We start from the raw sequence: 14,697 nt of genomic DNA, 5'->3' as shown, positions 1-14,697 counted from the left end.
CGCTGATGACCTGTGGCATCAGTGAGGAAGTAGTCCTTCATGGCAAGTCTGCTCGACTCCGTCAACGCCGCCACGCTGCGCAGCGACGTCCCGGCCTTCCGCCCGGGTGACACCGTCAACGTCCACGTCCGCGTCATCGAGGGCAACCGCTCCCGTATCCAGCAGTTCAAGGGCGTTGTCATCCGCCGCCAGGGCGCCGGTGTCTCCGAGACCTTCACGGTCCGCAAGGTCTCCTTCTCCGTCGGCGTCGAGCGCACCTTCCCGGTGAACTCCCCGATCTTCGAGAAGATCGAGGTCGTGACCCGCGGTGACGTCCGTCGCGCCAAGCTCTACTACCTCCGTGAGCTGCGCGGCAAGGCCGCGAAGATCAAGGAGAAGCGCGACCGCTGAGCCCCGGCTCACACCCGCGTACGGGTCCGACGGCGGCCGGATAAGCTCTGGCCCCGATGGACACCGAAGCACAGCACACGGAGCGCGACCCCTCCGCCGACCCCGATCAGGGGCCCGCGCAGAGGTCGCGCTCCGCGCGTTTTCCCGCCCTCGCGGGCCACCTGGAAGGCCCCTGGCGCAAGGCCGGGGCCCTGCTCGCGCTCTGCGTCGTCTTCCTCCTGCTGCTCAGCCACTTCGTGGTCCAGCCCTTCCTCATCCCCAGCGGCTCCATGGAACCGACCCTCAACGTCGGCGACCGCGTCCTGGTCGACAAGCTCGCCTACCGCTTCGGCGACGCCCCCCGGCGCGGCGACGTCGTCGTCTTCGACGGCCGGGGCTCCTTCGTGCAGGAAACGGACCAGGGGAACCCGCTGGGGCGCGCCGTACGTTCAGTGGGAGCGGCACTCGGACTGACCGAGCCCGCCGAGACCGACTTCGTCAAGCGCGTCATCGGCACCGGCGGAGACCATGTGGTCTGCTGCGACCGGAGGGGGAGGATCCAGGTGAACGGCACGGCCGTCGACGAGCCCTATCTGCACCCCGGCGACAGCCCCTCCCAGGTGCCCTTCGACATCGTCGTGCCCGACGGCACCCTGTGGGTGCTCGGCGACCACCGCTCCCGCTCCAGCGACGCCCGCGACCACCTCGGCGACCCCGGCGGCGGCATGGTGCCCGTGAGCCGCGTGATCGGGCGGGCCGACCTGGTCGGCTGGCCGCTGGGACGCTGGAGATCGGTCGCAGGTTCCGGCGCCTTCGCCGGCGTACGCGATCCCGGCGGGGGACATGGGTAGCCGCGGGCGCCCGCGCGCCGACGCCCGGGACCAGCCCCTGCCGACCGGAACCCGCCCCACCACCGCCCCGCCGCCGGGCCGGCGCGGCCAGAGCGGACGCGCCGAACGACGCCGCCTCGCCCGCCGGGTGAAACAGCGCAGACGCAGATCGGCGGTGCGTGAGATACCGCTCCTGATCACCGTGGCGCTGCTCATCGCCCTCGTACTGAAGACGTTCCTCGTGCAGGCCTTCGTGATCCCCTCCGGCTCCATGCAGCAGACGATCACCATCGGCGACCGCGTCCTCGTCGACAAACTCACCCCCTGGTTCGGCTCACAGCCGGAGCGGGGCGACGTCGTGGTGTTCAAGGACCCCGGCGGCTGGCTCAAGAGCGAACAGAAGACGTCACCGGGCGAGGACCCCATCGTCGTCAAACAGATCAAACAGGGCCTCACCTTCATCGGCCTGCTGCCGTCCGACGACGAGCAGGACCTGATCAAGCGCGTCATCGGCGTCGGCGGAGACACCGTGAAGTGCTGCGGCACGGACGGCAGGATCACCGTCAACGGCGTACCGCTCGACGAGCCGTATGTCTTCACACCGTCCACCGATCGGCCCTCCGACATCCAATTCGAGGTAAAAGTTCCCGCAGGCCGGATCTTCGTCATGGGCGACCACCGGTCCAACTCCGCCGACTCCCGCTACCACCTCGACGACGGCCACCACGGCACGGTCCCGGTGACCGGGGTGGTGGGCCGCGCGGTGGTCGTGGCCTGGCCTTTCTCACACTGGCGCAGGCTTGAGGTGCCGCCCACGTTCGCCTCGGTGCCCGCCGCGTCCCGCGCCTCGGCAGCGTCCGTGTCGCATAGGGTGTCGTCCCGGGATCCGGCGGCGGACCCCGAGCAGGCGACCCAGCCCCCGACCCCTGCGGAACTCCCGCTCGTTATGGGAGTGGTGGGCCTGAGCCTCGTACGGGCCAGGCGGTGGCAACGAGTGAGGAGTGGATGTGGGGGATTTGGCGGTCGGCGCACGATCCGGACGCGAAGAGCCGGAGGAGCGGCCGGAGAACGAGTTCGCCGATTCCTCCCCGGGATCCGCAGCGAAGCACCCCTCCGCGGTCCCGGCGAACGGTTCCGCGCCCGAGCACCTGGTGCCGGCGCAGGACGGCGGCCGGGGCGACGGCGGGCCCGGCGGCGAAGAACCCGGTGACGGCGAGGGCCGCGCGCCCAAGAAGCCGCGTTCCTTCTGGAAGGAGCTGCCGCTCCTCATCGGTATCGCACTGGTCCTGGCCCTGCTGATCAAGACGTTCCTCGTGCAGGCGTTCTCGATCCCGTCCGACTCGATGCAGGACACCCTGCAACGCGGTGACCGGGTGCTCGTCGACAAGCTCACCCCGTGGTTCGGCGCCGAACCGCAGCGCGGTGAGGTCGTCGTCTTCCACGACCCGGGCGGCTGGCTCGACGGCGAGCCCACCCCGAGCCAGAACGCCGCGCAGAAGTTCCTCAGCTTCATCGGCCTCATGCCGTCCGCCGAGGAGAAGGACCTGATCAAGCGGGTCATCGCGGTGGGTGGCGACACCGTCGAGTGCAAGAAGGGCGGCCCGGTCACGGTCAACGGCAAGACTCTGAAGGAGCCGTACATCTACCCGGGCGACAGTGCCTGCGACGACAAGCCGTTCGGGCCGATCAAGGTTCCCGACGGCCGGATCTGGGTGATGGGCGACCATCGCCAGGACTCCCTGGACTCCCGCTACCACCAGGAGCTGACGGGCGGCGGCACGGTCTCCACCGACGAGGTCGTCGGCCGCGCCTTCACCATCGCCTGGCCGCTGAACCGCCTCGACTGGCTCGGCGTCCCCGACACGTTCGACCAGCCCGGTCTGAACGCGATGGGCACGGCGGCGCCCGCCGCCGTCGGCCTCGCGGGCGCGGTGCCGATGGTGCTGTGGCGGCGCCGCAAGTTCCTTCAAGCGCAGGTCAAGGCGGAAAGCCCGGTGGCCAAGGGCTGACCGGCGGGCATACCGCCGGGTAGGGTGCGGTCCCGGATACAGATCTCCGGGGCCCCGGGCGTCACACGCGTCACGGGGTGCTGCCGGAAAGGGAGCGCTGCGATGAGCGGTAACGGACTGGACCACGACGGCCGCGGCCGGAGTCTTGGCACTGTGCTGTCGGGCCTCGCCGTGGCCGTCGGCTGTGTCCTCTTCCTCGGCGGGTTCGCCTGGGGCGCCGTCCAGTACAAGCCCTACACCGTGCCCACCCAGTCCATGTCGCCGACCGTCAAGGCCGGCGACCGGGTGCTCGCCCAGCGCATATCCGGCAACGACGTGCGGCGCGGTGACGTGGTGGTCTTCCAGGACAAGGACTGGGCCAACGTGCCCATGGTCAAGCGGGTCGTCGGCATCGGCGGGGACACCGTCAAGTGCTGCGCCAAGGACGGCCGGCTCACCGTCAACGGCACCCCGGTCGACGAACCGTATCTGCACGGCAAGACCCCCGCCTCGGGAACACCCTTCGAGGCCAAGGTCCCCCAAGGGCAGGTCTTCCTGCTCGGCGACGACCGCTTCGTCTCGCTCGACTCCCGCGTCCACCTGGACGACGCCGCCAACGGCTCCGTCCCGCTGGCCACGGTGTCGGCCCGCGTGGACGCCGTGGCCTGGCCCCTGGGCGGCATGCTGGAGCGCCCATCGGGCTTCACGACACTGCCGGGTGGCATCTCGCGGCCAGGACCGCTGAAACTGATCCTGGGCGCCGTCGTGACGGGCGCGGTGCTGATCGTGCTGGGCGGCGTGTACGGGCCGATCGCCGGCCTCGCGCGACGCCGCAGGACCCGCACCGCGGGCACCCGCACCGCCGCATCCGCGGGGAGGTGAAGCCGTGACAGAACCCCGCAAGGTGGCGCGGGTCGTCCTGCTCGACCCCCAGGACCGCATCCTGCTCATGCACGGCTTCGAGCCCGACGACCCCGCCGACACGTGGTGGTTCACCCCCGGCGGCGGCCTGGAGGGCGACGAGAGCCGGGCCGAGGCAGCCCTGCGCGAACTCGCGGAGGAGACCGGAATCACAGACGTCGAACTCGGCCCGGTGCTGTGGCAACGGACCTGCTCGTTCCCCTTCGACGGGCGCCGCTGGGACCAGGACGAGTGGTACTACCTGGCCCGCACCACCCGGACCGAGGTGGCCCCCACCGCCCTCACGGACCTTGAGCGACGCAGTACCGCGGGCCTGAGATGGTGGACCTCCGCCGAACTCCTCGCGGCGCGTGAGACGGTGTACCCGACCAGGCTCGCCGAGCTGCTGCGCACGCTGCTCGACGAGGGTCCTCCGCACGCGCCGGTCGTCCTGGCCCCCGAAATCGTCTAGGGGCCCGGGGGGCTGACGCACAATAGGGGGACGCACGGCTGAAGGGGAACATGCCATGAGCGCCGAGGACCTCGAAAAGTACGAGACCGAGATGGAGCTGAAGCTCTACCGGGAGTACCGCGACGTCGTCGGTCTGTTCAAATACGTGATTGAGACCGAGCGGCGTTTCTACCTCACCAATGACTACGAGATGCAGGTGCACTCGGTCCAGGGCGAGGTGTTCTTCGAGGTGTCGATGGCGGACGCCTGGGTCTGGGACATGTACCGGCCGGCCAGATTCGTCAAGCAGGTCCGCGTCCTGACCTTCAAGGACGTGAACATCGAGGAACTCAACAAGAGCGACCTCGAACTGCCCGGCGGCTGAACCGAGGACCGCTGAGGCGACGCCGGGCGTCGCGTCGCGGAGCGCACCCTTCGGGTGGCGGGGTTTTCCACAATGGCGGACTTGTCCACCAAGATCCACTCGTTGACGCGGGATGCGTGACAGTCGGTGCCGGAGGTGGTGCCGGATGAACGCTCGCGGAGCACTCGGAAAATACGGCGAAGACCTGGCGGTACGGCTGCTCGAAGCGGCCGGAATGACAGTCCTGGAACGCAACTGGCGGTGCGGCAGGACCGGCGAGATCGACATCGTCGCCCACGACGACACATCCCCCGGCGGGCCCACGCTCGTCATCTGTGAAGTCAAGACCCGCAGGACCGGCACCTACGAACACCCCATGGCCGCGGTCACCCCCGCCAAGGCCGACCGCCTCAAACGCCTCGCCGGCCACTGGCTCGCCGACCACGGCGGACCCCCGCCCGGCGGCGTACGCATCGACCTCGTCGGCGTCGTCCTGCCGCGCAAGGGCGCCCCCCGGGCCGAGCATGTGCGGGGGGTGGCCTGACATGGGTTTCGCACGCACCTGCTCCGTCGCCCTCGTCGGCGTCGAAGGAGTCGTCGTGGAGGTCCAGGCCGACCTCGAACCTGGCGTCGCCGCCTTCACCCTCGTCGGCCTCCCCGACAAAAGCCTCGCGGAGAGCCGCGACCGCGTACGGGCCGCCATCGCCAATTCCGGCGACACGTGGCCGCAGAAGAAACTCACCGTCGGCCTCAGCCCCGCATCCGTCCCCAAGAGCGGCGCCGGCTTCGACCTCGCCATCGCCTGCGCGATCCTCGGCGCCGCCGAACGCATCGACCCCCGCGAACTCACCGACCTCGTCATGATCGGCGAGCTCGGCCTGGACGGACGCGTACGGCCCGTGCGCGGCATCCTGCCCGCCGTGCTCGCCGCCGCCGAAGCCGGCTACGAACAAGTCGTCGTCCCCGAACAGACCGCAGCCGAAGCGAGCCTCGTCCCCGGCATCTCCGTCCTCGGCGTGCGCAGCCTGCGCCAGCTCGTCGCCGTCCTCACCGACGAACCCGTACCGCAGGAAGAACCCGCCGACACGAGCCGCCCCGACGCCATGCTCGCCGGGCTCGTCGTCCCCGGCGCCGGAGCCGGCACCGGCCTCGCCGCAGGCCCACGCAACACCGACCTCGACCTCATCGACGTCGCGGGCCAGCACGCAGCCCGCGCCGCCCTCGAAATCGCCGCGGCAGGCGGCCACCACCTCCTGCTCTCCGGGCCACCCGGAGCCGGCAAAACGATGCTCGCCGAACGGCTCCCCGGCATCCTGCCGCACCTCACCCGCCAGGAATCCCTGGAAGTGACCGCCGTCCACTCCGTCGCCGGAATCCTCCCGCCCGGCGAACCGCTCGTACGCCGCGCCCCCTACTGCGCCCCGCACCACTCCGCCACCATGCAATCCCTCGTCGGCGGCGGCAACGGCCTGCCACGCCCCGGCGCCGTCTCCGTCGCCCACAGAGGAGTGCTCTTCCTGGACGAAGCACCCGAATTCGCCGGAAAAGCACTCGACGCCCTGCGCCAGCCACTCGAATCGGGACACGTCGTCATCGCCCGCAGCGCCGGAGTGATCCGGCTCCCCGCCCGCTTCCAGATGATCCTCGCCGCCAACCCCTGCCCCTGCGGACGGCACACCCTGCACGGCGCGGGCTGCGAATGCCCCGCCTCCGTGATCCGCCGCTACCAGGCCAGGCTCTCCGGCCCCCTCCTCGACCGCGTCGACCTGCGCGTCGAAGTCGAACCCGTACGCCGCGAAGACCTCCTCGGCGGAGGCGGCCGCGGCGAACCCAGCACCATCGTGGCCGACCGCGTCCGCGCCGCCCGCGAACGCACCGCCGCCCGCCTGGCCGACACCCCCTGGAACAACAACAGCGAAGTCCCCGGACACGAACTGCGCACCCGCTGGCTCACCGCACCCGGCGCCCTCACCGGAGCCGAACGCGACATGGAGCGCGGCCTGCTCACCGCCCGCGGACTCGACCGCGTCCTGCGAGTCGCCTGGACCGCCGCCGACCTCGCCGGAGACGACCGCCCCGACGCCGGACACGTCGCCCTCGCCCTGGAACTGCGCACCGGCATCTCCCGAGGCGCCCCCATGCCGGCCGCGAGCATGCCGTGAACGCCGCGGAAGGAACCCGGGCCGGCGCCGAACGAATCGCCAGAGCCGCCCTGACCCGCGTCATCGAACCCGGCGACGAACGCGGCGGCCGCTGGCTGCGCACCTACGGTGCCGTCGGCCTGCTCCGCCGCCTCACCACCCCCCGGGGCCCCGAGGACGACCTACCCGGGGCCAGCCCCGCACGGCTCGAAGGCCACCGCCGCCGAGCCGCCCTGGCCGACCCCGAACGGGACCTGGAGACCGCGGCGGCCGCAGGCGGCAGGTTCCTCGTCCCCGGCGACCCGGAATGGCCGCGCCAACTCGACGACCTCGCCGACGCCCGGCCCGTCGGCCTCTGGGTGCGGGGCCACCCCGACCTGCGGATATGGGCCCTGCGCTCCGTCGCCGTCGTCGGCGCGCGCGCCTGCACCCCCTACGGAGCGCACATGGGCGCAGTCCTCGGCTCCGGCCTCGCCGAGAAGGGATGGGTCGTCGTGTCCGGCGCGGCCGCCGGCATCGACGGAGCGGTCCACCGCGGCGCCCTCGCCGCCGGCGGAGCCACCATCGCCGTCCTCGCCTGCGGAGTCGACGTCGTCTACCCGCGCGGCCACGCCGAGTTGATCGGACGCATCGCCGAACAGGGCCTCCTCGTGGGCGAATTGCCGCCCGGTGATCACCCGACGCCCAGCAGATTCATCGTGCGCAACCGGGTCATCGCCGCCCTCACCCGGGGAACCGTCGTCGTCGAAGCCGAGTACCGCAGCGGCTCACTCGTCACGGCCCGCGCCGCGCAGAAGCTCGGACGCTTCACCATGGGCGTGCCGGGACCCGCCACCAGCGGACTCTCGGCAGGCGTCCACGAACTCCTGCGCGGCGAAGGAGTCCTGGTCACCGACGCCGCGGAAGTCGTCGAACTCGTCGGAGACATGGGAGAACTCGCACCCGTCCGGCGCGGGCCCGTGCTGCCCCGCGACCTCCTCGCCCCCGCCGCCGCCCGCGTACTGGAAGCCCTGCCCTCGCGCGGCACGGCCGCCGTACGCGATCTCGCAAGAGAAGCGGGCACCAGCGCCGACGAAGCCCTCGGCCGGCTTTATGAACTGCACTCCCTCGGCTTCGTCGAACGGGTCGGCGACGGCTGGAAGTTGACGTACGGCGCGCTCCGTCCCGCGGGCATGGAGCGAGATGCGGCGAGCATGGAGCGAGATGCGGCGGCCAGCGGGCTCGACCCGGCGGGCACGCGGCGAGGCGGTGCTTGACCTGGGGCATTCGGGTGACAAGGTGAGGAGCGATGTCCACCACGGGCCGCACGACAGCGCTTTCGGGGCCGACGCTCGGCGCGACGGCCCTCACCAGCACATGCGCCCCGGCCCCGGGTGCGGGCCGCGCCCGGTCACCGGCTCTTCGCTCACCGCGACCACACAGTCACGCTACGCTCACGGGGTTCCCCGACCGAAAACAGCCCCCGCCAACGACACAGCAGAACGGCTCAAGGCAACGCATGCCCCAGCACACCTCCGGGTCTGACCGCACGGCAGCGCCCCCCGCTGCCCGCGGCAGCGGCACCGTGCGACCACCGGCCCCCTCGTCCGTCGACGAGCTGTGGCGGTCGTACAAGGCCACCGGCGACGAGCGGCTGCGCGAGCAGTTGATCCTGCACTACTCGCCCCTGGTGAAGTACGTCGCGGGACGCGTCAGCGTGGGACTGCCGCCCAACGTCGAGCAGGCCGACTTCGTCTCCTCCGGCGTCTTCGGCCTCATCGACGCCATCGAGAAGTTCGACGTCGAGCGGGCCATCAAGTTCGAGACGTACGCCATCACCCGGATCCGCGGGGCGATGATCGACGAACTCCGCGCCCTCGACTGGATCCCACGCTCGGTGCGCCAGAAGGCCCGCGCCGTGGAACGCGCCTACGCCACCCTCGAAGCACAGCTCAGACGCACCCCGTCGGAGGCGGAGGTGGCCACCGAGATGGGCATCGCCGTCGAGGAACTGCACGCCGTCTTCAGCCAGTTGTCGCTCGCCAACGTCGTGGCCCTCGAAGAGCTGCTGCACGTCGGCGGGGAGAGCGGCGACCGGCTCAGCCTCATGGACACCCTGGAGGACACCTCCGCGGACGACCCGGTGGAAGTCGCCGAGGACCGCGAACTGCGCCGCCTCCTCGCCCGCGCCATCAACACGCTGCCCGAGCGCGAGAAGACCGTCGTCACGCTCTACTACTACGAAGGCCTCACGCTCGCCGAGATCGGCAACGTCCTGGGCGTCACCGAGAGCCGGGTCAGTCAGATCCACACCAAGTCGGTGCTCCAGCTGAGGGCCAAACTGGCCGACGTCGGGCGATGAGGGACACCGGCGGATCGTCCCTGCCGACCACCCCCGCGGCCCGGCCGTAAAGTGGAACAGTGCCCAGGATCCGAGCGGCCTCCGTGGCCGAGCACCGCACCATGCAGCGTGACGCCCTCCTCGACGCCGCACGCTCCCTGTTGTCCGAAGGTGGAACGGAAGCGCTGACGTTCCCGGCCCTGGCCGAGCGCACGGGCCTCGCCCGCTCCTCCGTGTACGAGTACTTCCGCTCCCGCGCCGCGGTCGTCGAAGAACTGTGCGCCGCCGACTTCCCGCTCTGGGCCGCAGAGATCGAGGGCGCGATGGAGCGGGCCGACACCCCCGAAGCCAAGGTCGAGGCGTACGTACGCCACCAGCTCGGGCTCGTCGGCGACCAGCGCCACCGAGCCGTCGTCGCCATCTCCGCCAGCGAACTCGACGCCGGCGCCCGCGAGAAGATCCGGGCCGCCCACGGTGGCCTCATCGCCATGATCGTCGAAGCCCTCGCCGACCTCGGCCACGACCAGCCGCGCCTGGCCGCGGTCCTCCTCCAGGGCATCGTCGACGCCGCGGTCCGCCGCATCGAGCAGAGCCCCACGGAACCTCCGTCCGCCATCACGGACGCGGCGGTGGCCATGGCCCTGCGAGGCGTCGGAGTCTAAAGCTCCGAGGGGGCCCCTCCCCCTCCCCCTCCCCCTCCCCTCCCCCTCCCCCTCCCCTCCCCGCCCCTCCCCCCGCTTATGTTCTTCGCGGTCCTGCAAGAGGGCCGCTGGCCTCCGGGCCCGGCATGGCTGTGTCCCCTCTGTCGAAGTCGATGACCTGGGGAGGTGTCACCGGGCCCGGGAGGTGCCCGTCGGAGACGCTGATCAGAGGCCCGGCCACAGCCCGGCCACCGCCCGGTCACAGCCCAAGCCGGCGCAATGCCGGGCAGCTCGCGGGGCGGCAGGTCTGCATGACGTGGATGCGCGAGCACGACACCCGAGCCGAGGCCGGCCCCGTCAACGCCCTTGAGGGGGCGCGATGTTCGAGATCGAAGACGTGGGCGTGTTCCTCGGCCTGGACGTCGGCAAGAGCAGGCATCACGGCCATGGGCCGACCCCGGCCGGCAAGAAGGTCTTCGACAAGCCGCTGCCCCATAGCGAGCCGAAACTGCGGGCCGTCTTCGAGAAGCCGACCGCCGCCGAGGCCACCGCACCAGCAACCGCATGCGCGGCCTGCTCACCCAGTTCCACCCCAGTCTGGAACGCGTCCTCGGGCCGCGTCTCGACCACCAGGCCGTCACCTGGCTGCTGGAACGCCACGGACCCCGGCCGCCCTGGGCCAAGCCGGACGCCGCAGACTCGTCGAACTGATCCGCCCCAAGGCCCCACGCACGGCCACCCGGCTGACCGCCGACGTCTTCGACGCCCTGGACGACCAGACCGTCGCCGTCCCCGGCATCGCCCCCGCCCCACCCCACCCCGCCCCACCTCTCACCCAGGCTCAACCACCCCCACCACCGGCAGCAGCCGTGAGGGCGCGGCGCGGTGCAGCAGGAGGAGCGGGTTCAGGTAGGTCCGGTCTCTCAGGAGGCCCCAGTGGAGGCAGCCCGTCGGGCAGTGGGAGGGGCCTTCGGCCGCGGTGGCCACCACTTGTCCGGCGGTGACGTCGGCGCCTTCCGGCACCAGGGCGTGTACTGGTTCGTAGGTGGTTCTCAACGGTGGTGCGGTGGCGCCGGGCAGGGTGATCGTGAGGACTCCCTGCCCTGCCACCTGGCCCGCGAAGGTGACACGGCCCGCGGCGGCTGCCCGGATCGGTGTGCCCGGGGGTGCGGCGAGGTCGATGCCGCGGTGGCCCGGACCGTACGGGGTGGCCGGGGGCGCCCACGGGTGGACGATGTCCGGCGGGGTGACAGGCCACCCGGCCGTGCCCGCGGCGAGGGCGGGACGGACGACGGCCGGCGGTGTCCAGAGGTGGGCGAGAGTCGACGGCGCCCAAAGGCGGACGACGGCGGGCGGTGCCCAAGGCTGGACGACGGCCGGCGGTGCCCAGAGGTGGGCGAGAGCCGACGGCGCCCAAAGGCGGACGACGGCCGGCGGTGCCCAGGGCTGGACGGCGGTCGGCGGGGGCGCGGGCAGGCCGCCGGCCGTCGCCAGGGCGAGGAGGAGGAGTGCTCGATACATGGGTTCAGGGTCCCGCCGGGGACGCCAGGGAGTGGATCTTGGTGCTGATCTGTGGAGTACTGCCCGGTTGTGGACAACGCCGTCACCCGGCACTGTGCGGGTCCCGTACACTTCTTGTGGCGATCCGGGTCACCGGATCGACTTCGCACGCCCCGCCGGCGGTCTCACCACCATCGCCGGCCGCGCCTCTCGGTCCTTACCCGCGCAGGGTTCAGGGCACGGCGCACCGGGGCGTCAGGCGCGGCAGCCGACCGGCGGCCGCGGTAACCGAGTATCTCAAGGAGTACGGCCATGGCCGTCGTCACGATGCGGGAGCTGCTGGAGAGCGGCGTCCACTTCGGTCACCAGACCCGTCGCTGGAACCCGAAGATGAAGCGCTTCATCTTCACCGAGCGCAACGGCATCTACATCATCGACCTGCTCCAGTCGCTGTCGTACATCGACCGCGCCTACGAGTTCGTCAAGGAGACCGTCGCGCACGGCGGCTCCATCATGTTCGTCGGCACCAAGAAGCAGGCGCAGGAAGCGATCGCCGAGCAGGCGACGCGCGTGGGCATGCCCTACGTCAACCAGCGCTGGCTCGGCGGCATGCTGACCAACTTCTCCACCGTCTACAAGCGTCTGCAGCGCCTCAAGGAGCTTGAGCAGATCGACTTCGAGGACGTCGCGGCCTCGGGTCTCACCAAGAAGGAGCTCCTGGTCCTCTCGCGCGAGAAGGCCAAGCTGGAGAAGACCCTCGGTGGTATCCGCGAGATGTCGAAGGTTCCCAGCGCCGTCTGGATCGTCGACACCAAGAAGGAGCACATCGCCGTCGGTGAGGCGCGCAAGCTCCACATCCCGGTCGTCGCGATCCTCGACACGAACTGCGACCCCGACGAGGTCGACTACAAGATCCCGGGCAACGACGACGCGATCCGTTCCGTCACCCTGCTCACCCGCGTGATCGCCGACGCCGTCGCCGAGGGCCTCATCGCCCGCTCCGGCCAGGCCACGGGCGACTCGAAGCCGGGCGAGAAGGCGGCCGGCGAGCCGCTGGCCGAGTGGGAGCGCGACCTGCTCGAGGGCGACAAGAAGGCTGACTCCGAGGAGTCCGCCGAGGCCCCCGCGGCCGACGCCGCTCCGGCCGCCGAGGCCGAGAAGCCGGCCGAGGACGCTGCCGAGGCTCCGGCCACGGAGGCTCCGGCCGCCGAGGCCACGGAGGCTCCGGCCGCGGACGCCGAGCAGGCCTGACCCTTCACCGGGACCCACAGGTTCGGTAGTTGACGGCGGGGGCCACAAGCCCCCGCCGTCAACCCGTAGCCCCGCAGATCTTCGTAGATCTTTCTAGACTCCGAGAGAGAAACACAGACTCATGGCGAACTACACCGCCGCTGACGTCAAGAAGCTCCGTGAGCTCACCGGCGCCGGCATGATGGACTGCAAGAAGGCGCTCGACGAGGCCGACGGCAGCGTCGACAAGGCCGTCGAGGCCCTGCGCATCAAGGGCCAGAAGGGCGTCGCCAAGCGCGAGGGCCGTTCTGCCGAGAACGGCGCCGTCGTCTCCCTCATCGCCGAGGACAACTCCTCCGGCGTGCTGGTCGAGCTGAAGTGCGAGACGGACTTCGTCGCCAAGGGTGACAAGTTCCAGGCCGTCGCCGCCAAGCTGGCCGAGCACGTCGCCGCCACCTCCCCGGCCGACCTGGCCGCGCTGCTCGCCTCCGAGATCGAGGCCAGCAAGACCGTTCAGGCGTTCGTCGACGAGGCCAACGCCAACCTCGGCGAGAAGATCGTCCTGGACCGCTTCGCGCAGTTCTCCGACGGTTTCGTCTCCGCGTACATGCACCGCACGATGCCCGACCTGCCCCCGCAGATCGGTGTGCTCGTCGAGCTGGACAAGGACAACGCCGAGATCGCCAAGGGTGTCGCGCAGCACATCGCCGCCTTCGCGCCGAAGTACCTCACCCGTGAGGACGTTCCGGCCGAGGTCGTCGAGACCGAGCGTCGCGTCGCCGAGGAGACCACCCGCGCCGAGGGCAAGCCCGAGGCCGCGCTCCCCAAGATCGTCGAGGGTCGCGTCAACGGTTTCTTCAAGGAAGCCACGCTGCTCGGCCAGCCGTACGCGCTGGACAACAAGAAGTCCGTCGAGCAGGTTCTGAAGGAGGCCGGTGTCACCCTGAAGCGCTTCTCGCGCATCAAGGTCGGCATCTGAGTCTGTTCAGCGTTCGACACTAGACCCCGCTAGGGTCTGAGGCAGTCGTCGGCCGCGCACGCGACGGACGACCGCAGATCTGACGAGGAGGCCATTGCCGCTAGGGACTACGAGTACCCACCGGCAATGGCCTTCTTCGTATGTGCACGAGGAGACCTCCATGAATCAGGGCGCGGACACCGCCAAGGCCGACGAGTCGGCCGACCACAAGCGCGATGACGGCAAGGTGGCCGGGCGCTTCATGCTGAAGCTGTCCGGTGAGGCGTTCGCCGGCGGCGGGGCGCTCGGAGTCGACCCCGACGTCGTGCACAACATCGCCCGCGAGATCGCCGCCGTCGTCCGTGACGGCGCACAGATCGCCGTCGTCATCGGCGGAGGCAACTTCTTCCGGGGCGCCGAGCTCCAGCAGCGCGGCATGGACCGGGCCCGCTCGGACTACATGGGCATGCTCGGGACGGTCATGAACTGCCTCGCCCTCCAGGACTTCCTGGAGAAGGAGGGCATCGACTCGCGCGTCCAGACCGCCATCACGATGGGCCAGGTCGCCGAGCCGTACATCCCGCTGCGTGCCGTACGCCATCTGGAGAAGGGCCGCGTCGTCATCTTCGGCGCCGGCATGGGCATGCCGTACTTCTCCACCGACACCACCGCCGCACAGCGCGCCCTGGAGATCGACGCCGAGGCCATGCTGATGGGCAAGAACGGGGTGGACGGGGTCTACGACTCCGACCCCCGTCTCAACACCGACGCGGTGAAGTTCGACGCGTTGGAGTACGGCGAGGTCATCACCCGGGACCTGAAGGTCGCCGACATGACCGCGATCACCCTGTGCCGCGACAACAACCTCCCGATCCTCGTCTTCGAGCTCCTTACGGCCGGCAACATCGCGCGCGCCGTCAAGGGTGAGAAGATCGGCACGCTCGTGAGCGACCAGGGCACCCGGGCCTGACCGGGGGATGGACAATCCCCTGCCGGTCGGACACC

The 14,697-nt window shown here is 70.7% G+C and carries 15 protein-coding genes and 2 pseudogenes; 16 read left to right on the top strand and 1 reads right to left on the bottom strand.

Annotated elements, in window-relative coordinates:
- Positions 1-39 precede the first annotated feature (39 nt).
- From rplS to ACGFW5_RS07100, 13 genes and pseudogenes are all read left to right on the top strand, one after another.
- Positions 40-390: a 50S ribosomal protein L19 gene (gene rplS, locus ACGFW5_RS07160; RefSeq protein WP_350232925.1), complete on the top strand. Its 351-nt coding sequence runs from the start codon at positions 40-42 to the stop codon at positions 388-390.
- A gap of 56 nt (positions 391-446) precedes the next feature.
- Complete coding sequence (gene lepB, locus ACGFW5_RS07155) at positions 447-1,220, top strand: signal peptidase I (protein ID WP_393833180.1); 774 nt, start codon at positions 447-449, stop codon at positions 1,218-1,220.
- Positions 1,213-2,262: pseudogene (gene lepB / locus ACGFW5_RS07150) on the top strand (signal peptidase I); the annotation flags it as partial. The gene lepB (ACGFW5_RS07155) and the pseudogene lepB (ACGFW5_RS07150), both read left to right, overlap by 8 nt.
- Positions 2,216-3,208, top strand: coding sequence for a signal peptidase I (gene lepB / locus ACGFW5_RS07145; protein ID WP_393833392.1), 993 nt, complete (start codon positions 2,216-2,218; stop codon positions 3,206-3,208). The pseudogene lepB (ACGFW5_RS07150) and the gene lepB (ACGFW5_RS07145), both read left to right, overlap by 47 nt.
- A 102-nt stretch (positions 3,209-3,310) precedes the next feature.
- On the top strand, positions 3,311-4,069 hold the full coding sequence (gene lepB / locus ACGFW5_RS07140) for a signal peptidase I (RefSeq protein WP_393833179.1): 759 nt from the start codon (positions 3,311-3,313) through the stop codon (positions 4,067-4,069).
- A 4-nt stretch (positions 4,070-4,073) separates the two neighbouring features.
- Positions 4,074-4,559, top strand: coding sequence for an NUDIX hydrolase (locus ACGFW5_RS07135; protein WP_393833178.1), 486 nt, complete (start codon positions 4,074-4,076; stop codon positions 4,557-4,559).
- Between the two features lie 55 nt (positions 4,560-4,614).
- Complete coding sequence (locus tag ACGFW5_RS07130) at positions 4,615-4,923, top strand: DUF2469 domain-containing protein (protein WP_003965949.1); 309 nt, start codon at positions 4,615-4,617, stop codon at positions 4,921-4,923.
- A 145-nt stretch (positions 4,924-5,068) separates the two neighbouring features.
- Positions 5,069-5,446 carry a YraN family protein gene (locus tag ACGFW5_RS07125; protein WP_393833177.1) on the top strand — a complete coding sequence of 126 codons (378 nt, stop codon included), beginning with the start codon at positions 5,069-5,071 and terminating at the stop codon, positions 5,444-5,446.
- Between the two features lies 1 nt (position 5,447).
- Positions 5,448-7,064, top strand: a complete 1,617-nt coding sequence (locus ACGFW5_RS07120) for a YifB family Mg chelatase-like AAA ATPase (protein WP_393833176.1) — start codon at positions 5,448-5,450, stop codon at positions 7,062-7,064.
- Entirely contained in the window at positions 7,061-8,299 is a 1,239-nt protein-coding gene (gene dprA / locus ACGFW5_RS07115) for a DNA-processing protein DprA (RefSeq protein ID WP_393833175.1), read from the top strand. The genes ACGFW5_RS07120 and dprA overlap by 4 nt, the downstream gene beginning before the upstream one ends.
- A 242-nt stretch (positions 8,300-8,541) precedes the next feature.
- Positions 8,542-9,384: an RNA polymerase sigma factor WhiG gene (whiG, locus tag ACGFW5_RS07110; RefSeq protein WP_393833174.1), complete on the top strand. Its 843-nt coding sequence runs from the start codon at positions 8,542-8,544 to the stop codon at positions 9,382-9,384.
- 83 nt (positions 9,385-9,467) lie between these two features.
- Entirely contained in the window at positions 9,468-10,025 is a 558-nt protein-coding gene (locus tag ACGFW5_RS07105) for a TetR/AcrR family transcriptional regulator (RefSeq protein WP_393833391.1), read from the top strand.
- Positions 10,026-10,383: 358 nt separating this feature from the next.
- Positions 10,384-10,801 (top strand): annotated as a pseudogene (locus ACGFW5_RS07100) (IS110 family transposase); the annotation flags it as partial.
- Between the two features lie 34 nt (positions 10,802-10,835).
- Here the strand turns inward: ACGFW5_RS07100 and ACGFW5_RS07095 are convergent.
- Positions 10,836-11,525: a M23 family metallopeptidase gene (locus ACGFW5_RS07095; protein WP_393833173.1), complete on the bottom strand. Its 690-nt coding sequence runs from the start codon at positions 11,523-11,525 to the stop codon at positions 10,836-10,838.
- A gap of 291 nt (positions 11,526-11,816) precedes the next feature.
- On the opposite strand from ACGFW5_RS07095, the gene rpsB reads away from it, so the two are divergent.
- From rpsB to pyrH, 3 genes are all read left to right on the top strand, one after another.
- The gene (gene rpsB, locus ACGFW5_RS07090; protein WP_393833172.1) at positions 11,817-12,755 is read left to right on the top strand and encodes a 30S ribosomal protein S2; all 939 of its coding nucleotides are present in this window, start codon (positions 11,817-11,819) and stop codon (positions 12,753-12,755) included.
- A gap of 121 nt (positions 12,756-12,876) precedes the next feature.
- Positions 12,877-13,713 carry a translation elongation factor Ts gene (tsf, locus tag ACGFW5_RS07085; protein ID WP_393833171.1) on the top strand — a complete coding sequence of 279 codons (837 nt, stop codon included), beginning with the start codon at positions 12,877-12,879 and terminating at the stop codon, positions 13,711-13,713.
- A gap of 160 nt (positions 13,714-13,873) precedes the next feature.
- Complete coding sequence (gene pyrH / locus ACGFW5_RS07080; RefSeq protein ID WP_393833170.1) at positions 13,874-14,662, top strand: UMP kinase; 789 nt, start codon at positions 13,874-13,876, stop codon at positions 14,660-14,662.
- Positions 14,663-14,697 lie beyond the last annotated feature (35 nt).

It is taken from the genome of Streptomyces sp. NPDC048416 (assembly GCF_043200435.1).
In the GTDB taxonomy this organism is placed as follows: domain Bacteria; phylum Actinomycetota; class Actinomycetes; order Streptomycetales; family Streptomycetaceae; genus Streptomyces.
Note: the sequence above shows the minus strand (reverse complement) of the source record. Positions and strands in the feature narration are given on the sequence as shown.